The 26460-nt window shown below is 37.2% G+C and carries 26 protein-coding genes; 2 read left to right on the forward strand and 24 right to left on the reverse strand.

Annotation, left to right across the window (positions count from 1 at the left end; all coding sequences use genetic code 11):
- Window positions 1-10 precede the first annotated feature (10 nt).
- On the forward strand, window positions 11-1183 hold the full coding sequence (locus tag U9K52_RS15870) for a Pycsar system effector family protein (protein WP_263601493.1): 1173 nt from the start codon (window positions 11-13) through the stop codon (window positions 1181-1183).
- A 47-nt stretch (window positions 1184-1230) separates the two neighbouring features.
- Here U9K52_RS15870 and U9K52_RS15875 read toward each other — a convergent pair whose 3' ends face one another.
- From U9K52_RS15875 to U9K52_RS15960, 18 genes are all read right to left on the reverse strand, one after another.
- Window positions 1231-3531, reverse strand: a complete 2301-nt coding sequence (locus U9K52_RS15875) for a hypothetical protein (protein WP_322927328.1) — start codon at window positions 3529-3531, stop codon at window positions 1231-1233.
- Window positions 3532-3593: 62 nt separating this feature from the next.
- Entirely contained in the window at window positions 3594-4979 is a 1386-nt protein-coding gene (locus U9K52_RS15880; RefSeq protein ID WP_263601491.1) for an NADH-quinone oxidoreductase subunit N, read from the reverse strand.
- Window positions 4980-5080: 101 nt separating this feature from the next.
- Window positions 5081-6574, reverse strand: coding sequence for a complex I subunit 4 family protein (locus U9K52_RS15885; RefSeq protein ID WP_263601490.1), 1494 nt, complete (start codon window positions 6572-6574; stop codon window positions 5081-5083).
- Window positions 6575-6576: 2 nt separating this feature from the next.
- Window positions 6577-8490, reverse strand: a complete 1914-nt coding sequence (gene nuoL / locus U9K52_RS15890; RefSeq protein WP_248390899.1) for an NADH-quinone oxidoreductase subunit L — start codon at window positions 8488-8490, stop codon at window positions 6577-6579.
- Between the two features lie 2 nt (window positions 8491-8492).
- Complete coding sequence (nuoK, locus tag U9K52_RS15895; protein WP_029298757.1) at window positions 8493-8822, reverse strand: NADH-quinone oxidoreductase subunit NuoK; 330 nt, start codon at window positions 8820-8822, stop codon at window positions 8493-8495.
- A gap of 3 nt (window positions 8823-8825) precedes the next feature.
- A complete protein-coding gene (locus U9K52_RS15900; protein WP_029298759.1) occupies window positions 8826-9323 on the reverse strand; it encodes an NADH-quinone oxidoreductase subunit J in 498 nt (165 codons plus the stop codon).
- Window positions 9323-9880: a NuoI/complex I 23 kDa subunit family protein gene (locus U9K52_RS15905; RefSeq protein WP_062160095.1), complete on the reverse strand. Its 558-nt coding sequence runs from the start codon at window positions 9878-9880 to the stop codon at window positions 9323-9325. Before U9K52_RS15905 ends, U9K52_RS15900 begins: the two co-directional genes overlap by 1 nt.
- A 161-nt stretch (window positions 9881-10041) precedes the next feature.
- Window positions 10042-11106, reverse strand: coding sequence for an NADH-quinone oxidoreductase subunit NuoH (gene nuoH, locus U9K52_RS15910; protein ID WP_248390902.1), 1065 nt, complete (start codon window positions 11104-11106; stop codon window positions 10042-10044).
- Between the two features lie 178 nt (window positions 11107-11284).
- Complete coding sequence (locus tag U9K52_RS15915; RefSeq protein ID WP_248390905.1) at window positions 11285-12283, reverse strand: 2Fe-2S iron-sulfur cluster-binding protein; 999 nt, start codon at window positions 12281-12283, stop codon at window positions 11285-11287.
- Window positions 12284-12325: 42 nt separating this feature from the next.
- Window positions 12326-13102, reverse strand: coding sequence for a hypothetical protein (locus U9K52_RS15920; protein ID WP_263603837.1), 777 nt, complete (start codon window positions 13100-13102; stop codon window positions 12326-12328).
- A 73-nt stretch (window positions 13103-13175) separates the two neighbouring features.
- The gene (gene nuoF, locus U9K52_RS15925) at window positions 13176-14528 is read right to left on the reverse strand and encodes an NADH-quinone oxidoreductase subunit NuoF (RefSeq protein ID WP_248390908.1); all 1353 of its coding nucleotides are present in this window, start codon (window positions 14526-14528) and stop codon (window positions 13176-13178) included.
- A gap of 68 nt (window positions 14529-14596) precedes the next feature.
- On the reverse strand, window positions 14597-15106 hold the full coding sequence (gene nuoE / locus U9K52_RS15930) for a complex I 24 kDa subunit family protein (RefSeq protein WP_263601488.1): 510 nt from the start codon (window positions 15104-15106) through the stop codon (window positions 14597-14599).
- A gap of 121 nt (window positions 15107-15227) precedes the next feature.
- A complete protein-coding gene (gene nuoD, locus U9K52_RS15935) occupies window positions 15228-16451 on the reverse strand; it encodes an NADH dehydrogenase (quinone) subunit D (protein ID WP_066440999.1) in 1224 nt (407 codons plus the stop codon).
- 67 nt (window positions 16452-16518) lie between these two features.
- Window positions 16519-17013: an NADH-quinone oxidoreductase subunit C gene (locus U9K52_RS15940; RefSeq protein WP_248390913.1), complete on the reverse strand. Its 495-nt coding sequence runs from the start codon at window positions 17011-17013 to the stop codon at window positions 16519-16521.
- 5 nt (window positions 17014-17018) lie between these two features.
- Entirely contained in the window at window positions 17019-17579 is a 561-nt protein-coding gene (locus U9K52_RS15945; RefSeq protein WP_066441001.1) for an NADH-quinone oxidoreductase subunit B, read from the reverse strand.
- Between the two features lie 104 nt (window positions 17580-17683).
- Window positions 17684-18055, reverse strand: coding sequence for an NADH-quinone oxidoreductase subunit A (locus U9K52_RS15950; RefSeq protein ID WP_029298774.1), 372 nt, complete (start codon window positions 18053-18055; stop codon window positions 17684-17686).
- Between the two features lie 120 nt (window positions 18056-18175).
- On the reverse strand, window positions 18176-18352 hold the full coding sequence (locus U9K52_RS15955) for a hypothetical protein (protein WP_322927332.1): 177 nt from the start codon (window positions 18350-18352) through the stop codon (window positions 18176-18178).
- Window positions 18353-18386: 34 nt separating this feature from the next.
- Window positions 18387-19514 (reverse strand): GNAT family N-acetyltransferase, encoded by a 1128-nt coding sequence (locus tag U9K52_RS15960; RefSeq protein WP_248390917.1) that lies wholly within the window; start codon window positions 19512-19514, stop codon window positions 18387-18389.
- Between the two features lie 103 nt (window positions 19515-19617).
- On the opposite strand from U9K52_RS15960, the gene U9K52_RS15965 reads away from it, so the two are divergent.
- Window positions 19618-20328 (forward strand): zinc metallopeptidase, encoded by a 711-nt coding sequence (locus tag U9K52_RS15965; protein WP_322927333.1) that lies wholly within the window; start codon window positions 19618-19620, stop codon window positions 20326-20328.
- Here the strand turns inward: U9K52_RS15965 and U9K52_RS15970 are convergent.
- From U9K52_RS15970 to U9K52_RS15995, 6 genes are all read right to left on the reverse strand, one after another.
- Window positions 20325-20930 (reverse strand): YigZ family protein, encoded by a 606-nt coding sequence (locus U9K52_RS15970; RefSeq protein ID WP_322927334.1) that lies wholly within the window; start codon window positions 20928-20930, stop codon window positions 20325-20327. The two genes, U9K52_RS15965 and U9K52_RS15970, sit on opposite strands and share 4 nt — an antisense overlap.
- Entirely contained in the window at window positions 20920-21951 is a 1032-nt protein-coding gene (gene ribD, locus U9K52_RS15975) for a bifunctional diaminohydroxyphosphoribosylaminopyrimidine deaminase/5-amino-6-(5-phosphoribosylamino)uracil reductase RibD (RefSeq protein WP_322927335.1), read from the reverse strand. Before ribD ends, U9K52_RS15970 begins: the two co-directional genes overlap by 11 nt.
- 60 nt (window positions 21952-22011) lie before the next feature.
- Window positions 22012-23817 carry a DUF349 domain-containing protein gene (locus U9K52_RS15980; RefSeq protein ID WP_248390937.1) on the reverse strand — a complete coding sequence of 602 codons (1806 nt, stop codon included), beginning with the start codon at window positions 23815-23817 and terminating at the stop codon, window positions 22012-22014.
- A gap of 79 nt (window positions 23818-23896) precedes the next feature.
- The gene (locus tag U9K52_RS15985; protein WP_322927336.1) at window positions 23897-24634 is read right to left on the reverse strand and encodes a hypothetical protein; all 738 of its coding nucleotides are present in this window, start codon (window positions 24632-24634) and stop codon (window positions 23897-23899) included.
- Between the two features lie 215 nt (window positions 24635-24849).
- The gene (locus U9K52_RS15990; protein WP_323673807.1) at window positions 24850-26055 is read right to left on the reverse strand and encodes an ABC transporter permease; all 1206 of its coding nucleotides are present in this window, start codon (window positions 26053-26055) and stop codon (window positions 24850-24852) included.
- Window positions 26056-26058: 3 nt separating this feature from the next.
- A complete protein-coding gene (locus U9K52_RS15995; protein ID WP_248390957.1) occupies window positions 26059-26418 on the reverse strand; it encodes a ribosome-binding factor A in 360 nt (119 codons plus the stop codon).
- Window positions 26419-26460 lie beyond the last annotated feature (42 nt).

Genomic DNA, 26460 nt, shown 5'->3' on the forward strand with positions numbered 1-26460 from the left:
AATTTCGGTGATGGACATTTTACAAAAAGCCAAAGATTATGTTGAAACCTTATTCAAAGATAAGCTATCTTCGGTATATTTTTATCATAATTTTATACATACAACATTTACGGTAAATAAGGCTGAAGAGATCCTGAAAAACACACCTGTTTCTGAAAAAGATCAGGAAAAGGTATTGCTTGCACTTTGGTTTCATGATACAGGATACATAGAATGTGCCAAAGACCATGAAGAAAACGGAGCCGAGATCGCAAAAAGCTTCCTTCAGAAAGAAAATTATCCCGAAAACGATATCAATGATATTGTACAGTTAATTTTGGCGACAAAAATTACGTATGTCCCCCAAAATCTTCTGGAGAAAATTGTAAAGGATGCGGACTGCAGCCATTTTGCAAGCCACGATTACAATGATATTTCTGATGCACTGCGAAAAGAGTGGGAGCTTACCAACGTAAGATGTTTTTCTAATGACGAGTGGAATGCCGGTAACCTGGATATGCTGAAAAACAAGCATCAGTTTTATACCGATTATGCAAAAAATGCGTGGCAGCCTTTGAAAGAGAAAAATATTAAGAAAATCGAAAAAAAATTAGAGAAAGAGGAAGGTAAAAAAGATAATTCCGAAAATAAAAAAGACAAGGATAAAGATCCGAAGCCGGACAGAAGTGTGGATACGCTTTTCAGGGTTACGCTGAGCAATCACACGAGATTAAGCGATATTGCAGACAGCAAGGCCAATATTCTTCTTTCCGTAAATGCGATTATTATTTCGGTTTGTCTTTCGGTATTGGTTCCGAAGCTTGACACCCCGAAAAATTCGCATCTGATTATTCCTAGTTTTATTTTGCTTTTATCGGCGGTACTAACCATTATTTTTGCCATTTTATCAACAAAACCAAACGTTACAAAAGCGAAATTCAGCATGCAGGATGTTGCCGACAGAAAAGTAAACCTGCTGTTCTTTGGGAATTTTAACAGGATGCTGTTCGATGATTACCAGAGTGCAATGAATATTCTCATCAAAGACCGGGATTATATTTATGATTCTATGGTAAAGGATTTATATTTCCTGGGAAAAGTACTGGACCGGAAATACAGGCTCTTATCCATTACTTACCAGATTTTTATGGCAGGAATCGTGATTTCCGTTTTGTCTTTCGGATATGCTTTTTTAAGTCTTTAAAAGATACAAATAAGAAAAAACTCATCCAGACAGGATGAGTTTTTATTTTAAGCTAATGAAACTCTCAGGGCAAGAAGTCCTGTAATTCCCTGCAGATCTTCCACACGAAGCAGCTCGACATCATTTTTCAGAACGCCTTTTTTCTGCAGTTTATTAACATAGTCAAGATATTCTCTCTGGTTTTCCATACCAAAATATACAATTGTTATTTTTCCGGGGCAGGTAATCCTGTCTGTAGAATCTTTTATATGTGCTTTGTCTAAACGCTTTTTAATAATTTCATAGTAAGAATTATAGGCTCCGTCTACATCAAATCTTTTTTCATCCATCCTGAAACGGATATCAATTTTTTCATTGTAGACAAAGATCAGTGAGGCAATGTCCAGGCAAATAGGAAGATCTTGTTTAAAATTCCGAAACTCATGTTCCATATTGCATATGGTTTTCAGCTGCCAGTATCTTAATTTATGAACTACTTTTGAATGGTAATGCAGATCCGGCGCAATATTGCGGCCGATGTACAGATTATGTTCTACACCGTCCGATTTAAACCTTTCATAATAATGAGGAAAAATCTGCTGGGCTTCTATTTGTGCCTCATCCAAAACGTCTGCCAATTTCCTGTTCACCAATGTTATTGAGTCGTCAAGGCTCTTTCTGTTGTTGTAAAAAAGGTCATTCTGATTTGATACCTGTGCAAAATAATCTTTAATTTTTGCCTTTACTTCACTGGAAGATTTGATTTCTAATTTAGCCTGTAAATATGGGTGAATTTCGTCCCTTAACAATCTCTGGAAACGCTGTTCGCTGTCTGCTTTAATTTCATTATTCAATTCATTCTCGAAAATCTCAAGTGCCAGAAGATATTTTTCTGACTCCGAATTGGTTAATGAAAAGATTTCATGAAGACATTCAATCTGCTGGTTGAGATCTTCCAGCATTAAGTTGAAACGTTTTTCAGATGATGAACGAATATCGGAAAATCCAAAAAGCGGCGTAAGGTTTTTAAATGAAATCTGCTTTAAGGTATATATTTTTTTTGCCAGTGATGCGTTGAAATATTTCTCGGCTTCATTTCTGAATTTCCAAACCACACTGTCGTGGATACTGGTGTATTCGCGCTGGATAATGGCTTCGATCTGATAATTCTTCTCAAAACTGAATCGGTTCAGGGAAAACAAAATCATATCTGAAAAAAACTCCATTTTTTTGAGTTTTAATCCGTTGAAACTGTTTATTATCGGTGAAGTAAATTCCATCATGGCCAATAATTCATTATCTTTTACGATAGGAATCACCATGAAACTGTTGATTTTGTTGTCTCTCAGTATTCTGAAAGAAGGCAGGGATTTCACTTCGTCATCCAGATTTTCAATGTTGGAAACAACAATGGGTTTAGAATTGTGATTTAAATTGGTAAAAGTGGTTTTCCTGGTTTCCTCATCAAAAGTATTGATCCAGAAGTCCAGGATATGATTGGTAAAAAGATTTTCATAAATCGGAAGCTTTTCCAGCCTCTGATCTTTTTTATTAAAAAGCATCAGTCCGAAATTTAACTCGGAAACATCAAAATACGATTTGAAAATTTCGATGAGGTTTTCATCCGGTGCAAGGTTTTCCGGATCAATACTGATCATGCTTGATTTCAGGTCGGACAATGCTACTTCAGAGGTGCAGTCAACCAGAGAGATGATGGTAAAACCTTTCAATACCCAAGATTCTGAAGGGAAGTATCTTTTCCACAGCTTAAAATCATCAAGGTTTTCAAGCAGCATATCGACGACCTCCTCAGAAGGGATCTTTGCATCTTCAGTAGGATATACTTCTGCAAAATCCGCGTTCACAATAATTTTGTAATGTTTCATGATTCCCTGTCTGTTCGGGATGTCATAGTAAAACGGAAGCGAACTTTTGATGTCTCTTTTGTAATAAGTCTGCAGAATAAGACAGCAGCAAAATACATAAAATTCGTCATCATCAATATTCCGGAGCTCTATTTCAAAATCTTTTCCTGCGTCTTTAAGAATATTTTTAAATCTTTCCGTATAGTTGAATGTGATATTGGAAAGTGGGATACTGGCAGCTTTTATTTCATTATTGGTAAGCCCTGTGGGAAATAGATCAGAAAGCAGGAGTTTGATCAGTTCTTCATGTTTTTCCAGCAGTGATACATCCTGAAAGCCGTTTCTCAGCTCCCGGAAATTTTTGGTTTTATCTAATAACGATTTGGCATAGTTCACACGATATTCAAGACGGTCGTTGTAGCGGATATGCTCCAGCACATCCAAATACTTTTTGAAAGATATGTAAACCTGAAATGGAGCGTCTTTTTTATAAAGATTTGCCATGAAGTAAAGTTATAAAAAAACCACAACTTTGAGGTTGTGGTCTTATATTTTTATGAGGACTTTTACAGTCCGAACTGTTTTGCAAAAAGATCAGGGAAAACACCTAGAACAATGATTGAAGCGATTACAAATACGGCAACAATATTATACGTTAAGGTTACTTTCTCTGAAGATTTGAATGTACTTTCCTTAAAGAAAAACATAGAGATAATTAATCTCAGATAATAGGCAATGGATAAAGCGGATCCTAATACGGCCACCAATACAAGGAAAACACCGTGGTCAGAATTCATCGCCTGGGAAAATAATGCAAATTTACCCATGAAACCAGCTGTTAAAGGAATTCCGGCCATAGAAAGCATAGAGATTGCAGCGGCCGTGGCCAATAAAGGTTCTGTTTTTGCCAAACCTTTGAATGCTCCGAAAGAAGTTTCTCTTTTTAATTTTTCAACATAAATCAGGCACATGAAAACACCTACCGTTGACAATGCATAGGCAAATAAATAGAATGCCAAATTATAAGTGGAAAGGCTTGTCATCCCGAAGAATACCAACCCGATATATCCTGCGTGAGAAACTGATGAATACGCCAACATTCTTTTCGCGTTGGTTTGTGCAAGACCCATAACGTTTGCCAAAAGCAAGGTAATGATCAGGAATACACCAAAAATATTGATCCATTCTTCCGTAACGCCACCAAACCCGATAGTCATTAGTCTGAATAACGCGAAAAAACCTGAAATTTTTACAACACTCGCCATGAAAGCCGTGATCAATGAAGGCGAACCGTAATATACATCAGGACTCCACATATGGAACGGTGCCAATGCTACCTTGAATGCCAATGCACAAAGAATCAAGAGAACTCCTAAAATAAACATGACATCTTTCGGGTTTGAAACTCCGAAATCCTGGATTTTATATAAATCGAAACTTCCGGCATTTCCATAAATAAATGCGATCCCGAACAGAAGGAAACCTGTTGCAAATGCACCCATCAGGAAATATTTAATAGAAGCCTCATTTGATCTTAAATCGGTTTTGTTTGCTCCCGCCATTACATACAATGGAATAGAGAGAATCTCAACTCCCAGGAACAATGTTACCAAATTCTGGAATCCGAAAAGGATAATTCCACCGCATAATGCAAAAAGCATCAAAGCGTATAATTCAGACTGGTGGGTTCTGTGATTGCTGAATGCAAAACCTCCCAAAAAGAATAATAATAATGTAGTTACGATTGATATTTTAGTAAATAACGCAGTATTGGCGGTATAGTCGTACATGTGTCTGTACTGGCCGAAGAATGAAGCTTCCGGCATAAAACTTACCCATAATGCGATGATTAATCCCAAAATTCCAATGTATCTTGCGAATTTCCCCTGTTCAAAAACTCCTGAAAATAACGCAACAACTGCCGTTAGGAAAACAATAATTAAAACACTCATAATTTATATTCGAGATTTGAAGTTTAAAGTTCAGAGTTTTGCCCTTTCACTTTATTCTTCTTCGATCTCCTAGTTTTTTAATTTTTAAATCTTTTAATTTTTTAACTGGCCATCGCCGTATAGATAAACTTCAGCGAACTATTTACCATTTCGATTATCGGTTGCGGGAAAATACCAAATACAATCACAAAAACCGCTAAACTTGCCAATACCGAAAATTCTACAGCAGAAAGATCTTTTGCTGTGCTCAGAACGGTCTCATCACCAGGACCAAACATTGCTTTTCCATAAAATCTCAATAAATATACTGCAGCAAGGATCACGGTAAGACCGGCAATTACTGCTGCCAACCCGTTAAAATCATATATTGATTTCAAAAGGATAAATTCTCCGATGAATCCGTTAGTTAATGGAACGCCCATTGAACCTAGTATAATAATCAGGAATAATACGGCAAACTTAGGAGCTACTTTTGCAAGTCCGCCCATTTGCCTGATATCTCTTGATTTGAATCTTTTGTATAAAATATCACAACAGTAGAACAAACCGGCCACGTTGATACCGTGAGCAAAAGTTTGTACCAACGCTCCTTCCGCACCTTCGATATTGAAAGTTCCTCTTAATGTAATGACTGCCGAAGCGAAGATACCTGCAACCATTAATCCAACGTGAGAGAATGAAGAATATGCGATAATCCTCTTCATATCCGTCTGAATAATTGCAATCAATGCTCCGTGAACAATTCCTACAATAGCAAGGATGATAACGATTTGCCCTGAGATTCCTGCAATCGGAAGCGGCGTAATCGGTAATAAATAACGCATTACCCCATAAATCGCCATTTTAAGCATAATTCCCGATAAAAGCATTGATCCTTGAGTCGGTGAATAGGTATACGTGTCGGGCTGCCATGTATGGAAAGGGAATACCGGTAATTTTACTGCAAAAGCAAAAAAGATAAACCAGAATACCACAGTTTGCTGGGTTTCGTTTAATTGAGCATTATATAAATCCGTCAGAGCAAATGATGCTGAATGATTGTAAACATAAATCAATCCTGCAAGCATAAATAATGATCCAACAAATGTATAGACGAAGAATTTCGTAGTAAACTCAAATCTTTTATTTTCCTGACCCCAAAGTCCGGCAATGAACCAGATCGGAATCAAGGTTACTTCCCAGAAAATGTAGAACAATAATCCGTCCAGTGAAGTGAAAACCCCTACCAAGCCGAATTGCATTAATAGTATTAAACCATAGAATGTATTTCTGTAACTTACATTTTCATTAAAAGAAGATAAAATAATGATTGGCGCTAAAATATTGGTCAGCAATAAAAGAAGAAGACTCATCCCGTCAATACCGAAGTGAAGAGAACTCTTGATGAATTGTGACCATGGGTAATTGATTTCGTGCTGCAGTACACTGTCTACCGTTGGGGCGTAATTAAAATCCGCCGCAATATAGAAAGTGATCAGCATTTGTACTAATGCAATTCCCAGTGCCAAATATTTGCTTGAATTGTTTTTCCATGCAAAAACTAATCCCGAACCTACCAGAGGTAATAGTAATAATGTTAATAACAACTCAGACATTATTATTGTAATAAAAAGTTAACAATTAATATAATTCCCACCGCCAAAGACATAATCAGAATGTAATTCTCTACATTTCCGTTTTGTACACGCTTCATGGCTTTTCCGCTGTCTTCAGCGCCATCCCCCACAAAGTCTACAAAACGATCAAGAATACCATTGTCAAACATCTTTCCTCCGCGTCCTAATCCTTCAACAGTTTTTACAATCAATGCATTGTAAAGTTCGTCAATATATAATTTTCTGGCAGACAGTTTTTCCCATCCTGTGTACTGCTCTTCCGGAAGAGCCTGTTTTTTCTTGTTAACATAAGTGTTTTTAACAAAAAACCATACACAAAAGAACATCAATACTGTTGCTCCTAAAAGTATCATTTCTGTACCAAACGGAACAGCTGAAAGCGTTGTTTCCATTTGATTAAAGCTTTCTTCAGTAAGAACCGGCTTCAGCCATTCCATCAGTTTTGCGTAGTGGCCGTGGCCGATGAAGTGAGGAAGGTTTATTAAACCGCCAACAACAGAAAGAATAGCCAGTACGATCAATGGTAAGGTCATATTGGTTGGGCTTTCGTGTAAGTGGTGTTTTTGTTCTTCAGTACCTCTGAACTCTCCGTGGAAAGTGAGATAATACAGTCTGAACATATAGGTTGCAGTAACTGCTGCCAAAATGAATAGAATCACCCAGTAAACAGGGTTTTTAGCAAAAGCAGCTACTAGAATTTCGTCTTTGGAAATCATCCCCGATAATAAAGGGAATCCTGAAATCGCCAATGTTCCAATCAGGAAAGTAGCGTGGGTAAGAGGAATATATTTCTTTAATCCTCCCATAAAACGCATATCCTGCTCGTTGCTCATCGCGTGGATTACAGAACCCGCTCCTAAGAACAATAATGCTTTGAAGAAAGCATGTGTCATTACGTGGAACATGGCTGTTGTATACGCTCCCAACCCTAAAGCAATGAACATAAATCCAAGCTGTGAAACGGTGGAGTAGGCCAGTACTTTTTTGATGTCGTTCTGACGAAGTGCATAGAATCCGGCTAAAGCTGCCGTTAAGAATCCAATGAATAAAATTCCGTCCTGAACGCTTGGGGCCAAAGTAAATAAGAAATTGGATCTTACTACAAGATAAATTCCCGCTGTTACCATCGTTGCCGCGTGAATTAGGGCAGAGACAGGAGTTGGTCCCGCCATCGCATCCGGTAACCATGTATATAATGGAACCTGAGCAGATTTACCAGTAGCACCGATAAATAAACTCGCCGTAATAAAGATAATTACACTTCCATCTAATTCAAATTTTCCGGCGTTCTCTCTGATGGTAAGATAATCGACAGCATTAGTCTGTGAAGCCAACATGAAAATACCGATCAATAAAGCAAGGTCACCAATTCTGTTCATGATAAATGCTTTTCTCGCTGCTTTACCATATTCTTCGTTGGTATACCAGAAACCAATAAGTAAATAAGAACATAATCCTACGCCTTCCCATCCGATAAAGAGGATCAGGTAGTTGCTTCCCATTACCAAAAGTAACATGGAGAAGATAAACAGGTTCAGATACGTGAAAAACTTATAGAAACCTTTATCATGGCTCATATATCCGATAGAGTAGAGGTGGATTAAAGATCCGATTCCCGTGATGATCATGACCATCATTAATGACAACTGATCAATCTGGAATCCGAAATTAATCTGAACTCCGTTTACTCTAAACCATTCAAAAGCTTTTACAATGACAGGCTGGCTTTCTGAGTCGAAATTCATGAAAATACTAACTGCGATGCAGAAAGATGCAAAAACCATTGCTGTAGCCAAACTACCAACAACAATTTTTGGAAGATTTTTCCCGAATAAACCGTTTATAAGAAAACCTAAAAGTGGTAAAAGTATTATTGCATACACTAAATTTTCCATTCTTATCCTCTTAATTTATTAAATATACTTACATCAACAGAACGGGTATTTCTATAAAGCATAGCAATAATTGCCAAACCTACCGCTACTTCCGCAGCAGCCACCACCATAATGAAGAAAACTAAAAGTTGTCCGTCGCCGTTACCTTTGTAGGCTGAAAATGCAGCCAGCAAAAGATTAACAGAATTGAGCATAAGCTCTACACAACCCAAAATAACAATAGCATTTTTTCTCAGCAATACGCCCAACACTCCCAGACTGAATAATACAGAAGAAAGAATGATGAAGTAATTCAGAGGGATGCTTTGTATAAATGTATTTACTTCTCCCATAATTTATAAATCTTTTTTACCGATTAATACCGCACCTACAATACCTGCCAAAATAAGGATGGATGCAAGCTCAAACGGTAAAACATATTCATTAAACAAAAGTCTTCCCAGATTTTTAGTAAGTCCGATGCTTCCATCTACATTTTCAACTGCAATCTGGTTTTGCTGAACTCCTCTGAATACCCCTAAAACTCCAATTAATAAAAGACCTGCCGTAAAAACTCCAACAAATTTTAAAGTATTGTTCTTCTTACTTTCGTCTTGTTTATTAAGGTTAAGCATCATCAGGATATAAAGGAATAATACCATGATCGCTCCGGCGTAAACAATAATCTGAATAATCGCAAGGAACTGTGCATTCAGAAGGATGTACATGCCCGCAATAGAAAACATCGTAACAATTAATGACAAAATAGCATATAAAGGATTTCTCGCAAATACAAAATATACCGCACTTGCGACTGCTAAAAACGCCACCAAGAAAAATAAAAACTGATCCATTATTTTACCGCATTTTTTTGTTTCTCGGATTGTCTTTCTGTGATATCAATCCTTTCGTTTATTTTTTCAACCAATTTATCTTTTCCGTAAATGAAAGAACCTCTGTTGGTTTCCACGTCTACCAGACGATCTGTAAGATAGATTGCGGATTTCGGACAGGCTTCTTCGCACATACCGCAGAAAATACATCTCAGCATATTGATTTCATATACCGATGCATATTTTTCTTCTCTGTAAAGATGCTTTTCCTCTTTTGTTCTTTCAGCTGAAGTCATGGTAATGGCCTCTGCAGGGCATGCTACTGCACAAAGTCCGCAGGCGGTACATCTTTCCCGGCCTTCTTCGTCTCTTTTTAAAACGTGTTGACCTCTCCAGATATCTGCTCTCGGCTTTTGTACTTCCGGATAAGAATATACTGCAGGTGCACCTTTCAGCACGGTTCTTACAGCATGCTTAAAAGTAATCCCCATTCCCGTAAAAATAGCAGGAAGGTAGATTTTTTCAGCAAGGGTCATTTCTTTATTGGAAACAACTTTTGATCTGTTCGTAAGTTTCATTATTTTTATTATTAAATGTTAGAAGATGGAAGCCGGTAGATGGAAGTTTAACATCATCACCTTTTCACATCAGCTCATTTTCAAATTTATATCTTGTTGGAAGTTGAAAGCAGGAAAAATATTCCATTTTCAAACTCTCAAATTAACTCATTTCAAATTAATTAATTTCCAAATGCTAAAATTACAGCTCCTGTAATCAGCAGGTTTACCAATGCCATTGGAATTAAAGTTTTCCAACCTAAGTGCATTAACTGGTCGTATCTGAATCTCGGAAGTGTCCATCTGATCCACATAAAGATCAAGATTCCGATGATCGTTTTCATTAAAAATGCTACGATACTCAAAATTCCGGCTGTATTTTCTCCCCAGTTCTGAGTTACCCATTCTATTCCCGGATAGTTATACCCTCCGAAGAAAAGAACCACCATGAATGCGTTTGATATAAACATATTTACATATTCACCAAACATATACAATCCTAATTTCATGGATGAATATTCGGTAGAATATCCTGTTACCAATTCAGATTCACATTCCGGTAAATCGAAAGGGTGTCTGTTGGTTTCTGCCAAAGCTGCCACGATAAAAACAAGGAAAGCAACCGGCTGGTAAAATATATTCCAGTTTAGTCCGGAAACCCATGGAATAACTCCCCATAATTTTCCGTTGGTCTGACTTTCTGTGATTTCCTTTAAATCTAAACTTCCCGTCATCATAATGATAGAAAGTAAGGCTAATCCCATTGCCAGTTCGTAAGAGATCATCTGGGAAGATGCACGGATGGCACCTAATAATGAATATTTATTGTTGGAAGCCCAGCCTCCGATCATGATTCCGTAAACACCGATAGAAGCCATCCCAATGATGAAAAGTACACCAACATCGATGTTGGCAACCTGTAGATCGTAAGAAGTACCGGCAATATTTAAACTTTTACCCCAAGGAATAACTGCTCCCGTGATCAATGATATAAACATTACCAAAGCCGGCCCTAATACGAAAAGAAACTTTTCCGCATTGGCAGGGGTAAAATCTTCTTTAAAGAAAAACTTTCCACCATCGGCAAGCGGTTGCAGCAATCCGAATGGTCCCGCTCTGTTAGGCCCGATTCTGTCCTGCATAATGGCGGCAACTTTTCTTTCAGCCCATGTAGAATAGGCTGCAATCGTAAGCGAAAGAAGGAAAAGTGCCAGTACAAGTATAAGTTTAAATGTAAGTAAATCCATTTTTTATTTTAAATGTTTTGAAGATGGGAGCTGGAAGCTGGAAGTATATCACTTTGTGCATCAACTCTTCATCACATTACCAATTTATTTTATTTTTAACAAAATTAAAATTAAACGTAGAAGTGAAAAATTTTACGGTTACAAACCTCCATCTTTCATCTTCAAGCATCCAACTTTTTTATTTTTCGTCTTTTTCACTGATTTCTTTAGCCATTGGATTGTCTAAAATTCTTAGCTCATCTTTAGGCTTTTCATAATGATTCAATGAAATAACAGAGTGTCTGTCGATATGTCTCGGACCTTCGATATTCCAGTCAGAAAGTTCTTTTCTCCCGAAACGACACGTATCACAGATGAATTCTTCAACTTCTCCCCACTGATCCTTTCTTGCGGTAACTCTTATAATTTCATCACCTTTCATCCAAACGGTAGCTTTTCCTGAACATTTTTCGCAGTTACAGGTAGCGTTCATTGGTTTTGTGAACCATACTCTGCTGGCAAAACGAGCTGTTCTGTCGGTTAGTGCTCCTACCGGACAAACATCAATTACGTTTCCGATAAAATCATTGTCTAATGCTTTATTTAAATAAGTGGAAATTTCTGCGTGATCTCCTCTGAAAAGAATTCCGTGTTCTCTTTGACCTGTTAACTGGTTTGCAGCCAATACACATCTTGCGCACAGGATGCAACGGTCCATATTCAGTTTGATATGTGGGCCAAGATCATCTGCATCATAGGTATTTCTTTCAAACTCAGTTCTTGTTTCAGGGTTTCCGTATTCATAACCCAAATCCTGAAGGTGGCATTCTCCTGCCTGATCACAAACAGGGCAATCCAGCGGGTGATTTACCAGCAAGAATTCGGTAACTGCTTTTCTTCCTTCCTGAGCCTTTTCCGAGGTAAGGTTTTTTACTTCCATACCATCCATTACATTTGTTCTGCAGCTTGCAACCAATTTCGGCATAGGACGCGGATCTGCTTCAGACCCTTTAGAAACTTCCACAAGGCAGGTTCTGCATCTTCCCCCACTGGTTTCCAATTTGCTGTAGTAGCACATTGCAGGAGGTACAGATTTTCCGCCGATTTGTCTTGCCGCTTCCAGGATGGAAGTTCCGGGCAACACTTCGGTAGTTTGTCCGTCTATAGTTATTTTAAATTTTTTAACCTCTTCGCTCATATTCTATGCTTTTCGCTTTTACTGTTCGAGCAGTAAGCTTTATTAATTATACTTTTTTGTATTAAATGTATATCCAATACCAAAATCTACTTCTCCGTACACAAAGTCCTGTGAAGCCTTATCCGGCTTATTATTCAGAGTTGTTTTAATATCCGGCATATTAATGTAACCCAATTTACCTTCTACCTGAAAAACAACGTGTCTTATGGCAACCAGGCTTATCGCTCCTCTGATATCAGCACCGAATCCTGCAAGATGGAATCTGTCACTTCTTTCATTTCCCATCAGCTTTACATTCGATTTTGGCAGCAGGGCACCGATTCCGGCACCATAGCTCAGAAAAAGATCAATATTTTTTTTGTTCAAAACATTATGATACTTCTGAGCACCAATATTAATATAATTAAGACCGTCTGTGTGTTCAAATGTTAATAATTTGGCATCACTTAAATCTACTTTTCCGTTATGTACCAGTTCAGCATATTCAGGATTATTGATATATCCTTTAAAATCAACTGACTGATTCTGATCCATCACATATTTCATATGATCCATTCCTAACGTAATCCCCAGATTATCTTTAGGAAAATACGTGATTCTATAGTTCACCTGCGGAATTGTGATTGAGTTAGGTTTAAAATACACTCCCCAATCAAATTTCGTTTGTCTATCGTGGGCAACAACATTATTCAGTTGAAAATCATATCCATCTCCTTTAAAATGAATATCCGATTTTGAATATACCGAATTGTTCCACCCCCAAAATACCATTACTGATCCTTTTTTAAACGGATCCACATGATTTTCCTGGGCTTTCATACCCAGCGTTACTGCTAACCCAAGCAGTAATACACACTTTTTTATCACCCTAATTTATTGTCTTAAAACAGGCCTAAACCGTCGGCGTCGGAATTGGATCCGCATAGTGAGCCAATCCGTAATTTTGTGTTAGACACAATTCAGGATTTTTCACGTGCCATTCAAATTCATCTCTGAAATGACGTATTGCCGCCGCTACAGGCCATGCTGCCGCATCTCCCAATGGGCAGATTGTGTTACCTTCTATTTTTCTCTGAATATCCCAAAGCAAGTCGATGTCTTCCATCTTGCCTTGTCCATTTTCAATTTTCTTTAATATTTTATACATCCATCCCGTACCCTCTCGGCATGGTGTACATTGTCCGCAACTTTCGTGATTATAAAATCTCGCTAAAGTCATGGTATGTTCTACGATACACTGGTCTTCATCCAATACGATGAAACCTCCTGAACCCATCATGGTACCGGTAGCGAAGCCTCCGTCTGCCAAAGATTCGTAGTTCATATATCTCGGTTCTCCGTTTACGGTTTTTAATAATAAATTGGCAGGAACAATTGGAACTGAGCTTCCTCCAGGAATACAAGCTTTTAATTTTTTACCATCTTTAATCCCTCCACAATATTCGTCTGAATAAATGAATTCTTCAACGGTAATGGTCATGTCGATTTCATAAACTCCCGGCTTATTGATGTTTCCACAAGCTGAAATCAGTTTTGTACCTGTAGATCTGCCAACACCAATTTTAGCATATTCGGCTCCGGTTATATCAATAATCGGAACAATTGCAGCAATAGATTCAACGTTATTGACTACGGTTGGTCTTTCCCAAAGCCCTTTTACAGCAGGGAATGGCGGTTTCAGTCTTGGATTTCCTCTTTTCCCTTCAAGAGATTCCAGCAAAGCAGTTTCTTCACCACAGATATATGCTCCGGCACCTCTCTGAACATAGATTTCAAGATCGAACCCCGTTCCAAGAATATTTTTACCTAAAAATCCGGCAGCTTTTGCTTCTTCAATGGCTTCCTCTAAAATATCAGGAATCCACGAATATTCTCCTCTGATGTAGATGTAAGAAACATTAGAACCCAAACAATACGATGAGATCAGCATTCCTTCAATCAATACATGGGGAAGGAATTCCATCAGATATCTGTCTTTGAATGTTCCCGGTTCAGACTCATCGGCATTTACTACCAGGTGTCTAGGGACACCTTCCGGTTTCGCCAAAAAGCTCCATTTCATTCCTGTTGGAAATCCTGCTCCACCACGGCCACGAAGTCCTGAAGCTTTTACTTCTTCCAGAATTTCGTCCGGGGTCATTTTCAAGGCTTTTTCAGCTGCTGTGTAGCCTCCCTGTTTACGGTAGGTTTCAAAGTAGCGGATTCCTTCTATATGTGCGTCTTTAAGTAAAAGTTTTTTACTCATTTTTTATTATGCTTTTAGCTATTGGCTTATGGCTTTTAGCTTTTATAATTATTTAAAAATTAACTCAATTAGCCTAAATCAACCTGTCCTTCTCTGCAAAGGTCAAGAATTTCGTCTACTTTTTCTATTGTTAAATTTTCATGAAAGAATTTTCCAAGCTGCATCATCGGAGCATATCCACAAGCACCTAAACATTCAGCAGGCTTTAATGTGAACATTCCGTCTTCTGTAGTTTCTCCATCCTTAATATTCAGTTTTGTTCTGATGTGATTAAGGATTTTTTCACTTCCCGACACCATGCAGGGTCCCGTTCTGCAAACTTCCAAAACATATTTACCAACCGGTTTCATATTGAACATCGTATAGAAAGTTGCAACTTCATATACTTCGATTGGTTTAATACTCAATAATTCTGCAACATAATCCATTACTGGAACGTCTAACCACCCACCGAATTCTTTCTGTGCCAAATGCAGTACAGGAATAAGCGCAGATTTTTGTCTCCCTTCTGGATATCTTGCGATCATTTTGTGTACCTGTGCTAAACTTTCCGGTTTAAAAGCTATTGTTTCGCTCATATTTTATCTAAGATTAAAGAACATAGAAAAAAGAGAAAGACTCTGAGATTCGTGTTCTAAATTCAATTTTATATTGGGTGATGAAAGTCTTTTATCTTTCATCTATTTTCTAAATTCTGATTTATGCATCTAATTCTCCCGCAATAATATTCATACTACACATGGTTACAATCGCATCAGAAATTACAGAGCCTGTAATCATTTCAGGATAAGCCTGATAATAAATGAAGCATGGTCTTCTGAAATGCAGTCTGTAAGGGCTTCTTCCACCATCACTTACCAGATAGAAACCTAATTCTCCGTTTCCTCCTTCTACAGCGTGGTAAACTTCACCTTTAGGGACATCCGTTTCTCCCATTACAATTTTGAAATGGTAGATTAAAGCTTCCATTTTCTGATAGACATCAGCTTTTTCAGGAAGATAGAAATCAGGCACATCGGCGTGGAACGGACCTTCAGGAAGATTTTCGTATGCTTGTTTGATGATTTTAATGGATTCCCAGATCTCTTGTTGACGAACCATAAAACGGTCGTAAGTGTCTCCTGATGTTCCCACAGGGATAATGAAGTCGAAATCCTGATAAGATGAATAAGGCTGTGCAACTCTTACATCATAGTCTACGCCTGTAGCCCTTAAATTTGGACCTGTGAAACCATAGCTTAAAGCTCTCTCTGCAGAAATTGCTCCTGCTCCGATGGTTCTGTCCATAAAGATTCTGTTTCTTTCTAACAATGTACAGAATTCCTTGAATCTTGGTGGAAAAGTTTTAAGGAAATCCTTAATTAACTCATGGAATTTAGGGGTGAAATCTCTTTCAAAACCTCCGATTCTTCCCATATTGGTTGTCATCCTTGCCCCGCAGATCTGTTCATACATATCATAGATTCTCTCTCTTTCGATGAACATATAGGTAAGACCTGTGATTGCTCCCGAATCCATTCCCGTTACACCATTACAGATCAGGTGATCTCCGATTCTTGCCAATTCCATTAAAATAACACGCATATAATCTACACGCTTTGGAACCTCAACGCCAATCAGTTTTTCTACGGTCATGTGCCAACCTAAATTATTGATCGGGGCTGAACAGTAGTTCATACGGTCGGTAAGAGTTGTGATCTGAGAATAGTTTCTTCTTTCGGAAATTTTCTCAAATGCTCGGTGGATGTATCCAACGGTTTGTTCTGCGTGAAGAATCCTTTCTCCATCCATAGTAAGGATGTTCTGGAAAATCCCGTGTGTCGCAGGGTGCGTAGGACCTAAATTGAGGGTGTACAATTGCCCGTCAATCTGCTCTTTGCTTTCGTATTGGTTGAGTATATTGGATAATGAGTTATCTTTCATAATATATAATTGATAATTGATAGGTGATAATTGATCATTAATCAATCATCATTAATCATTTATATTTTTATCTTCCGAACATTGCGTCGTCCTTATCGGTTCTTGTACCATCTTCCAGACGATATTCTTTCAGCATAGGGTGGTATCCAAGATCTTCCATATTAAGAATAGGTCTGAGATCCGGATGGCCTTTAAATTTAATTCCGAAGAAATCATAGGTTTCTCTTTCCATCCAGTTGGCTCCTGCGTAAAGGTCCACTAAGGAATCTACTTCTATATTTTCTCTGGACATAAAGATTTTTAGACGCAGTCTGAAGTTGGTCATCATGTTGTGAAGGTGATATACTACTCCTATTTCTTTTTCAGGAAATTCCGGGTAATGGATTCCACAAACATCGGTGAGGAAATTGATTTCCAATGTTGAGTCCTTCAGATAGTGAACTATTTTTTTCAGGTCTTCTTTTTTTACCTCAATTGTCAACATCCCATAAGGCTCTGAACTTGAGATTACAGATTCCGGAAATTCCCTTGTGATTGCTTCTAATACAAATTCGTTTGTCATTTCCGTTAATTGCTTATGTTGTAAGAATCTAATAGTTTTTGATATTCAGGCATATCTCTTCTTCTGATGCTTTCACTTTCTGCAAGAGCCTGAACCTGCATTACCCCTTCAATGATCTGTTCCGGTCTTGGAGGACATCCCGGAACGTATACATCCACAGGAATGATTTTGTCGATCCCCTGCAATACGGAATAGGTATCGAAAATACCTCCGCTGCACGCACAGGCACCAACGGATACTACCCATTTCGGCTCTGCCATTTGAGTATACACTTCTTTAAGCACGGGGCCTAATTTTTTTGATATCGTTCCGCAAACCATCAACAAATCTGCCTGTCTTGGTGAGAAAGAGTTTCTTTCCATACCAAATCTTGAGGCATCATATGTTGGGTTGAGGGTAGCCATAAACTCGATACCACAACAAGAGGTTGCAAAAGGCAGCGGCCATAGAGAAAACTTTCTGGCCATCCCGATTACACTGCTCAGTTTCGTTGCGAAAAACCCTTCTCCTTCAAATCCTTCCGGAGCAGGTGCATCTGTTCTTATTATTGGTTTGTTATCTGACATTTTTTTAGATTTAAGATTTAATTTTAGATTCAAAATTACTGTTAATGTTAGTTTTAAAGTAAACTGAATTGTCTAAAACTGTCATTTAAAATTTCTATTCCTTTTTATTTATCCCAATCTAATGCACCGCGTTTCCAGACATAAAAAAATGCCATAAAGAAAATCGCCACGAACATGAGTACTGCTAAGAACCCTTCCATTCCGAATTCTCTGAAGTTGACTGCATACGGATAAAAAAATACGATTTCAATATCGAATAATACAAACAGTACTGCTGTTAAAAAGTATTTAATTGAAAACGGTGTTCTTGCATTTCCTTCTACCGGGACTCCACATTCCCAGCTTTGGTTTTTCACAGAATTTCCTTTTTTCTGTTTCGGACCTAAAAAATGTGCTCCAAGCAAAGAAATGGCTACGAAACCTATCGCAACACCTGCTTGTATAAGGATTGGAATATAACTTTCAGGTAAATTCATTTTTGCATTATTATCTCAATTTGCAAATTTAGGGAATAAACAAGAAAGCATGAAATTTATACCATTAAAAGTCTCATGAAAATGGATAAAACTTACAATTTAGAATCAATAAAAATAACGTTATTTCTTCATTTTTTTGATGAGAGAAAATGCCATGAAGGAAATGTACCCGAATAGAATGCTGGCATAGATGATATTTACGGCTGTGTCGGTTTTTTCATTTCCTGTTTGAAGAAAAAGATTGAAAACAACGAATCCTGCAATTAAAACTCCAAAAATAATAAGACGGATTTTCATAATCTAATGGTGAGTAATCTGGTTTTTAAATAAATTAAATAATGTCTAAAGAATATGTTCGTCTTCTTTTGTGATTCACGGGATTATAATCCTGCCAAAGCAGCTGGATGCTTTTATTTTCTTCGAGCTCGGGATTGGTTTCAAGGTATTTTACTCCTTTTTTTCTGAAAAGTTTCCAGATTTCTTTAAAAATAATGGAAGTAACACCTCTTCGCTGATAATCAGGGTGAATTCCTATTAAATAAAAATTAGCCCGGTCGTTTTTCTTTCCTGCTTTCAGAAAATGCCACCAACCGAAAGGCAAAAGTTTCCCTCCTGATTTTTGTAAAGCTGTGGAATAGGAAGGCATTGTAATAGCAAAAGCAATGAGCTGATCTGCATCATCCGCAACACATACAATATAATCTTTATCAATCAGCTTAAAATATTTTTCCTTGTATGTTTTGCGCTGTTCATCGGAAATGGGAGTGTAGGTGGACAGATGTTTATAGGTCTCGTCGAGAAGGTCAAACATAGGGTCCACATATTCAATGATTTCTTCTTTTGATTTGAAATTCAGGACTTTAAGTTTGTATTTTTGGGATATTAATTCATTGAATTTGTGAATTTTATCCGGGAGTATTTCCGGAAATTGAAGTTCAAATTCTACCCATTCCTTTTCTTTTGTTAAGCCTAATTTTTCAAGATGTTTTGGATAATATTCATGATTGTAAATTCCGATCATCGTTGCCAGCTTGTCAAATCCTAAAGTCAGCATTCCTGCTTTATCCAGGTTGGTAAAGCCCATAGGACCTTCTATCTTGTTGATTTTTTTTTCTTTAGCGTAGTTTATAGTAGTGTCTATTAGTGCTTTAGATACTTCAGGGTCGTCAATGAAATCTATCCATCCGAAACGGACTTTTCTGATGCCCAGTTCTTTTTCTTCTTTATGATTGATCATTACGGCAATCCTGCCAACAATTTTATTGTCTTTAAAAGCCAGAAACTGCTTCGCTTCAGAATACTGCATGGCGGGATTTTCGTTCGGATTCCAAATATTGATCTCATCATTGATAAATGATGGGACATAATAAGGATTGTTTTTATACAGATCCATTGGAAATTTCACGAATTGCTTTAACTGATCCGGTGTTTTTACTTCAATTACTGAAATTGTAGACATAGTTTTAAAGGCAAATTAATAAGCAAATATAACCAAATAAATGCTAAACTTTGGCACAGTTTTTACATCATATCGGGTGAAAATATATTATAAAGTTACTAAGATGATAGGGTATTATATAATCATTGGGATTTCAATGCTTGTAAGCTGGTGGGTTTCATCAAGGCTCAAGTCGAAATTCGAATATTATTCAAAAGTGCATCTCCGGAACGGGCTTTCCGGTAAGGAGGTGGCAGAAAAGATGCTGAGAGATAACGGAATTAATGATGTTCAGGTAATATCGGTTCCGGGACAATTAACAGACCACTACAATCCTGAAAATAAAACGGTAAATCTTTCAGAAGCTGTTTATATGCAGAGAAATGCTGCGGCAGCTGCAGTGGCAGCACACGAATGCGGACATGCTGTACAACACAAAGTAGAATATTCTATGTTGCAGCTTCGTTCGAAACTGGTACCTGTGGTACAGATAAGCTCAAATCTTATGCAGTTTGTGCTTATTGCGGGAATTATGATCATGGCTGCTACGCAGTCTATTGAAAACCCGACAGGAAACCGTTTGGTTTTGGCCATAGGAGTGATCATGTTTGCATGTACAACGCTGTTTGCTTTTATTACACTTCCTGTAGAATACGATGCGAGTAACAGGGCAATGAAATGGTTGAGAGATACGGGTACAGTAACCGCTGAAGAGTATGTAGGCGTAAAAGACAGTTTAAACTGGGCGGCCAGAACCTATGTGGTAGCTGCTGTTGGATCACTAGCTCAGCTTTTATACTGGGCATCACTGCTTATGGGAGGCAGAAGAGATTAATTTTTAAAATTAAAAGTTATATGCTGCATTTCGGACAATTTGTCCGAAATGCTTTCTTTTTGTGATAGTTTTAGAGATGCGGTAACTATACATTTTTCATCGGCAGCAAAATCGATCACTTTTGCATCATATTTTGAAAGAAGTGTAAAGATGATGTTTTGCTGATCAAAATTGAAACTTATTTCTAACGTTGTTTCCAGTTCTTTTGTAATGATATGAGATTCTTCCAAAGTGAGTTTAGCTGACTCCTTATATGTTTTTACCAAGCCGGAAACCCCTAATTTTGTCCCACCGTAATAGCGTACAACAATAACGATTACATTGGTGATTTCATTAGCAAGAAGCTGGTTGTAAATAGGAAGTCCGGCACTTCCCGAAGGCTCTCCGTCATCATTGGCCCGATAATTTTCTCCATTGAGTCCTATTCTGAAAGCATAACAATGGTGGGTTGCTTTCGGATGTTCAGATTTTATTTGTTCTAAAGCATGTTTGAGCTCTTCTTCATTGTTTACCGGATAGGCAAATCCTATAAATTTACTTCCTTTTTCTTTTAATAAAATATTTTCTACGGGTTTTTCTATCGTTTTGTACTCAAACAACATTTTTTTTCTTGTAAAATTGTATTAAATTATCCCTGAATATTTCTTCTTTTTCAGGTTTTGCGTCAAAATGCGGAGCTTTTGTACCGTTTTCAAGTTTTAAATTTTCATTTTCAATGATTATCGCTTCATCCCAAAGGTTTTTATCAATAAATTGCTGAAGGGTAAAACTCCCTCCTTCTATGATCACCGACTGAATCTGTTCTTTATATAAAGCATCCATCAGTTCATGGAGAAAATTCTCTTTATTGATTTTTATGAAATGGATATTTTCTCCTTCTTCATCTTTAACAGCGTTAATAACCAATGTTTTTGATTCTCCGTTATATATATTGAAATCCTGCGGAACTTTCAAATTAAAATCAATCAGAATTCTCACTGGATTTACACCTTCAACGTTTCGTACTGTGAGGGCAGGATTGTCATTCAAAGCGGTCTGTGTTCCTACAAGAATGGCGTGTTCGTCTGCCCTCAGTTGATGAACAAACTGATTGACCAAAGAATTTGAAATGGAAACCGGTTTAAAATCTTTATCCATAAAGCCGTCACCGGACTGTGCCCATTTCAGAATAATATATGGTCTTTTCTTTTCATGACAAGTGAAAAATCTCTTGTTTAATTCGGTGCACTCTTTCTCAAGAATTCCTGAAACGACTTCTATTCCTGCATCCTGGATAATTTTTTTTCCTTTCCCGTTTACTTTGTCATGAGAATCCATAGCACCAATGACAACTTTTTTAAAGCCCAATTCTTTGATTTTTAACGCACATGGTGGGGTTTTTCCATAATGCGCACAGGGTTCCAGTGATACATAAATAGTAGATTCCGGAATCAATGATTTGTCCTGAACCGAATTAATAGCGTTGATTTCCGCATGGTTTTCACCGGCTTTATGATGATAACCTTCACCGATAATCTTGTCGTTGTGCACAATTACACTTCCAACCAGCGGATTAGGATAAGTTTTTCCTAATGCTTTATTGGCGAGCTCAATACATCTTTTAATATAAAATTCGTCCTGCATACTGAATGAAAAAAGCGAAGACAAATTACTTTGCTTCGCCTTTCTTTATTTTAAATTATACTATTCTCCTGCAATAATGCTGTGAAGATTTTGTTTTAATGTTTCCAGATGAGTTTTTTTCTCTTCAATAGAATCAAATGTTTCCTTTAAAAGCGGGTTTTCTCTGGATGGATTCTTGAAGAAGGCAAGGTTGTTTTCCAGTTTCACAATTTCAGCTTCCAGATCCGAGATCTGGCTCTTCATTTTTCTTGCCTTATCGGTTAGCTGGTTTTCAGATAAACCTTCTTCTTTAAGCTCAAGCTCGTTGATTTTATTAAGTTTAAGCTTTTCTCTTAATGTTTTGTTGAATTCTGTATTAATTGAAATCTTATCTCTGGGAACTTTTCCGATATTGTTCCATGCAGTTTTTATCGCTTCAATTTTTTCAATGCTTCCTTCCTCATTGGTCACTGTTTTCAGCTCATCGAGAAGTGCTTTTTTATTTTTGTAATTTTCTTTCCAGTTATCGGTTGACGCATTACTTTTTTCTCTGTAATTATTGAAAAACGCATTGCAGGCATCACGGAATTCGTCCCAGATTTTATTGGTCATGCTTTTCGGAACGTGCCCAATTTTCTTCCAGTCTTCCTGAAGCTTTTTAAATAAAGGTACCGCGATATCCCACTCTTCATTGTTCTGATTATCTTGGGCTGTCTGGATCAGCTTTAATTTTTCCTCAAGATTGGCTTGCTGAGAACCTTTTAATGATTTGTAATAAGAATTCTTTGTTGTGTTGAAAGCCCTTAAAGTAGTTTTAAAGTCATTCCAGTTCTGATTAGACAACTTTCTTGGTACACTTCCGGTTTTCAGGAATTCCGATCTTAATTCTTCTACTCTTTTAATAGCATTTTGCCAGTAATTATGGTTCGGGTTTTCAGATGGCTCCGAAAGTTTTTTTATTTCAGCAATAATCTGATTTTTCTTTTCAAGATTTTCATTTTGTTCTGTTTCGATGGCAGCAGAAAGTTCGGATTTTCTTTCATGGATTTTATTGGAAATTTCTTTAAATTCCTCCCATGTTTTTTCGCGGAACTCTTCTGCTACCGGCTCAGCTTCTTCTTTCCATAATTTATGAAGGTACTGAAGCTCATTCAGTGCTTTTTGAATGACAGGTTCCTGTTCCAGCTGTTTTGCACGCTCAATGATGTGCTGTCTTTTTTCAAGATTATGGCTGTATTCCTGTTCAAGAAATTCTTTATTGAGATCCAGCATCTGGTAAAACTGATTCAGATGGTGGAAATAATTGTTGTTAAGAATTTTAAATTCAGACTTCGCTACCTGTCCTGCCTTAGACCAGTCTTCCTTAATCTCTCTTATGGATTTGAAAAGATTGGTTCCGGGTTCGGAATTGGTATATAGATTTTTAAGTCTTTCAATGATATTCTGACGGTGTTCCAGGTTTTTTTTCTGCTCCTCTTCCTGCCCTTTCTGGTAAGCATCATGCTTTTCCCTGAAAATATTTACCAGTGCTGAAAATCTAGCCTGCGAAGGATGTTCAAAGCTGAAATTTTCGGGAGCATTTCCGGCATCAATGTATTCGTGTTTTTTGTCCTCCACTTCATCATGGATGTAATGACTTGCTTTTTCTTTAAGCTGATTAAATTTTTTGAAATCTTCACCGGCGTTGGGAGCATTGATAATTTTCTCCATTTCCTTCAGCGTATCACTAAGGGAAAGCTCTACCTCTTCCTGTTCTTCATCATGTTCATGTTCTTCAACGTGAACGCTTTCATCTTTTGGGGTAACGTCTTCTGAAGTTTCTTCCGGAGATTCCGGAGTAAAATTTTTGTTTTCCTCGTTTTCAGAAAGATTGTTTTCTGTAATCATAGCAAATCGTTTATTGTGAGTGGCATTAATATAGCTTCTAAATATATAGCAAAAAAGCCAAATATAGCACTAATTTATGTTATTTTTTTTGAAAGTTCCAAATTTCCCAGGCTTTTTCTGCCTGTTGTTCAAGCATGTAATATCCATTCACTGTTTTTGCCCCTTTTTCTGAAGCTTTGATAATGAATTGCGTATAGTTTGGGTTGTAGATTAAATCAATAATCAGATGGTCTTTTGTGATGCCTTCAAAAGGAAAATCCAAGCATTCTTCAACATTCGGAAAAGTTCCCACCGGAGTACACTGAATGATGATTTTATGATCTTGAACCGTTTTTCTCTGCAGGTTTCTATAATTTATTTCCGTATTTCTGGATACCGTAACAGATGGGATATTATTTTTGTCCAGAATATATTTCACGGCTTTTGCAGCTCCGCCGTTTCCTAATATAATTGCCGATTTCTGATGAGGCTTTTTGTGAAGCAGCAATGTTTTTTCAAACCCGAAAGCATCTGTGTTGTAACCAGTCTTTCTTCCGTTTTCAATCAGAACACAATTCACGGCACCAATTTTTTTTGCCTCATCACTGAGATCATCCAGATAGTCGATGATTTTTTCTTTGTAAGGAATTGTTACGTTAAATCCTATGAGATCAGGAACAGAGAAAAGTTCGTTCACTTCGTGAATTTCTGTTAAATCAAAAATAGTATAAGAATAGCCTTTTAACATCAGTTTCTGAAATTTATCTTCAAAAAACTTTTTAGAAAAAGAATATGATATATTTCTTCCGATGAGGCCTAATTTTTTATTGGAATCCATAGTATAAAAATAAAAAAAAGACTGGAAAAAACCGGTCTTCTACATAAATATTTTTATAGATTGTTCTATCAAATTTTGTGGAGAAAGAATCTGTTGAAGGATGATTTCTTTATTATCCTTATTTAAATTTTAAAAGATTTTCTATAGTTTGGATCTCCTTTCCTGAAAATCAAAAAACTGAACTATGAAATTTACTAAGATTTTGTCTTACGGAATTAACTTTTAGTAATATAATCTTTACTTATTTTAGAAAATACCCATGAAATACCAAACCCGAAAAGTGCTGCGGTAACCGAAACAATCAGATAATTTTTGCCTACGATCTCTACCGGAAATGGCAGTGTTTCATTGGCTTTGAAGAACTCGGTATACTGCTGGAAAAAGCAAAGTACAGTTCCCAGGATGAGTCCGGAAATGATTCCCAAAACAACGATAAGAATTCCGGTATAAAAATAAATCTGACGAAGATGACTTAATGGCAATCCTAGTGATACCAAAGATTTTGCCTGCTGCTTCTTGTCAAGTTGTAAAATAATGATGGCTCCTGCAAGGTTAAAGGTTGTAATAAAAATGACCAGCGCAAAAATTAAATAAATAAATAATTTTTCGGTGTTGATCATTTTCCAGAATGCAGCATTTTCTTCTTCTTTTGTTTTAATATCCACATTTTTTCCTAAAGATGACGCAAGCTGCTGTTTTACTGAATTTGTGTTATCAGGGTTTTTCAGTTTGATAACAATCTGATAAGCGGAATGTTTTGGAAGGTTCAACAACTCTTCGGTAAGTTCAATGGGTGCGATAATGTAGTTGTCCAATTGGTCTTTACCGGGAAAAACCCCTGTCACAAGAATATCTTTTTTGTTATAAATATCCTCTTCTTTATTGATAATTCCGGTTCCAGGTTTAGGCATAAATACCGTTGCATAGTCAGAATTGGAAGATACCGGAATGGAAAGCCTGTTGTCCAGGGAATTTTCCATTAAAACCTCATTGGAATATTTAAAACCCGGATAGGCTCCGTAAAAAATATCTTTATCAATAGGATTTACCTTGGTGTAGGCGGAATCTACGCCTCTCAGATAGGCAATGTCGCCTTTTCCGTTATAGCTGATGTAAACTTTTTCTTCAATGACCCTTGAAAAATTACTGATTTCTTTGTTGTTTTTAAGAACAGTATTTATTTTATCAAAATCTTTCAGGGTTTTTCCGGAATTGCTTTTAATGGTAAGATCTGCATGGAGGTTGGAAATGAGCTCCTTGTTGAGGTCTTCCAGTCCTGAGAAAACCGAAATAATGACAAACATTGCAGTAACGGCAACCGTCATAGCACCTACTGCAAGCCACGTAATAAACGTAACCGCGGTGCTTCCTTTTTTTGACAAAAGGTACCTGGACGCTATATAAAATGCAATATTTTTCAAAGGTTACAGAATAGGATTATCACCTTCACCTCTTAATTCCCGGTCTAATTTTTCAACGTCATCAAGAGTAGTATCTAAATAAAAGTTTAGATTAGGAATGACACGGACCTGTTTGGCCATTTTCTGACCGATGAAATTTCTGTACTGCGCTTTGCTTTCTTCTATTTCTTTCATCACGGCAGCACGGAATTCCTGAGGAAATATACTAAGGTAGATTTTAGCGATCCCTAGATCTGCGGTCACTTTCACATCAGAAACCGATACCAAAATTCCTTGTCCGCTTTCTGCAGCCTGTTTGCGGAAAAGCTCCGCGAAGTCTTCCTGTATAATCTGTGCTACTTTTCGTTGTCTGTTGCTTTCCATAAGTTGTGCAAATTTAGTACTTTTGTTTGAATTGATACTTTG

The organism is Chryseobacterium sp. MHB01, assembly GCF_034651565.1.
Taxonomy (GTDB): domain Bacteria; phylum Bacteroidota; class Bacteroidia; order Flavobacteriales; family Weeksellaceae; genus Chryseobacterium; species Chryseobacterium nepalense.

Coding starts and splice junctions, on each gene's coding strand:
- U9K52_RS15870 (WP_263601493.1), top strand. CDS start 11: ATGGACATTTTACAAAAAGCCAAAGATTATGTTGAAACCTTATTCAAA.
- U9K52_RS15875 (WP_322927328.1), bottom strand. CDS start 3,531: ATGGCAAATCTTTATAAAAAAGACGCTCCATTTCAGGTTTACATATCT.
- U9K52_RS15880 (WP_263601491.1), bottom strand. CDS start 4,979: ATGAGTGTTTTAATTATTGTTTTCCTAACGGCAGTTGTTGCGTTATTT.
- U9K52_RS15885 (WP_263601490.1), bottom strand. CDS start 6,574: ATGTCTGAGTTGTTATTAACATTATTACTATTACCTCTGGTAGGTTCG.
- nuoL (WP_248390899.1), bottom strand. CDS start 8,490: ATGGAAAATTTAGTGTATGCAATAATACTTTTACCACTTTTAGGTTTT.
- nuoK (WP_029298757.1), bottom strand. CDS start 8,822: ATGGGAGAAGTAAATACATTTATACAAAGCATCCCTCTGAATTACTTC.
- U9K52_RS15900 (WP_029298759.1), bottom strand. CDS start 9,323: ATGGATCAGTTTTTATTTTTCTTGGTGGCGTTTTTAGCAGTCGCAAGT.
- U9K52_RS15905 (WP_062160095.1), bottom strand. CDS start 9,880: ATGAAACTTACGAACAGATCAAAAGTTGTTTCCAATAAAGAAATGACC.
- nuoH (WP_248390902.1), bottom strand. CDS start 11,106: ATGGATTTACTTACATTTAAACTTATACTTGTACTGGCACTTTTCCTT.
- U9K52_RS15915 (WP_248390905.1), bottom strand. CDS start 12,283: ATGAGCGAAGAGGTTAAAAAATTTAAAATAACTATAGACGGACAAACT.
- U9K52_RS15920 (WP_263603837.1), bottom strand. CDS start 13,102: ATGAAAGCCCAGGAAAATCATGTGGATCCGTTTAAAAAAGGATCAGTA.
- nuoF (WP_248390908.1), bottom strand. CDS start 14,528: ATGAGTAAAAAACTTTTACTTAAAGACGCACATATAGAAGGAATCCGC.
- nuoE (WP_263601488.1), bottom strand. CDS start 15,106: ATGAGCGAAACAATAGCTTTTAAACCGGAAAGTTTAGCACAGGTACAC.
- nuoD (WP_066440999.1), bottom strand. CDS start 16,451: ATGAAAGATAACTCATTATCCAATATACTCAACCAATACGAAAGCAAA.
- U9K52_RS15940 (WP_248390913.1), bottom strand. CDS start 17,013: ATGACAAACGAATTTGTATTAGAAGCAATCACAAGGGAATTTCCGGAA.
- U9K52_RS15945 (WP_066441001.1), bottom strand. CDS start 17,579: ATGTCAGATAACAAACCAATAATAAGAACAGATGCACCTGCTCCGGAA.
- U9K52_RS15950 (WP_029298774.1), bottom strand. CDS start 18,055: ATGAATTTACCTGAAAGTTATATTCCAATCCTTATACAAGCAGGTGTT.
- U9K52_RS15955 (WP_322927332.1), bottom strand. CDS start 18,352: ATGAAAATCCGTCTTATTATTTTTGGAGTTTTAATTGCAGGATTCGTT.
- U9K52_RS15960 (WP_248390917.1), bottom strand. CDS start 19,514: ATGTCTACAATTTCAGTAATTGAAGTAAAAACACCGGATCAGTTAAAG.
- U9K52_RS15965 (WP_322927333.1), top strand. CDS start 19,618: ATGATAGGGTATTATATAATCATTGGGATTTCAATGCTTGTAAGCTGG.
- U9K52_RS15970 (WP_322927334.1), bottom strand. CDS start 20,930: ATGTTGTTTGAGTACAAAACGATAGAAAAACCCGTAGAAAATATTTTA.
- ribD (WP_322927335.1), bottom strand. CDS start 21,951: ATGCAGGACGAATTTTATATTAAAAGATGTATTGAGCTCGCCAATAAA.
- U9K52_RS15980 (WP_248390937.1), bottom strand. CDS start 23,817: ATGATTACAGAAAACAATCTTTCTGAAAACGAGGAAAACAAAAATTTT.
- U9K52_RS15985 (WP_322927336.1), bottom strand. CDS start 24,634: ATGGATTCCAATAAAAAATTAGGCCTCATCGGAAGAAATATATCATAT.
- U9K52_RS15995 (WP_248390957.1), bottom strand. CDS start 26,418: ATGGAAAGCAACAGACAACGAAAAGTAGCACAGATTATACAGGAAGAC.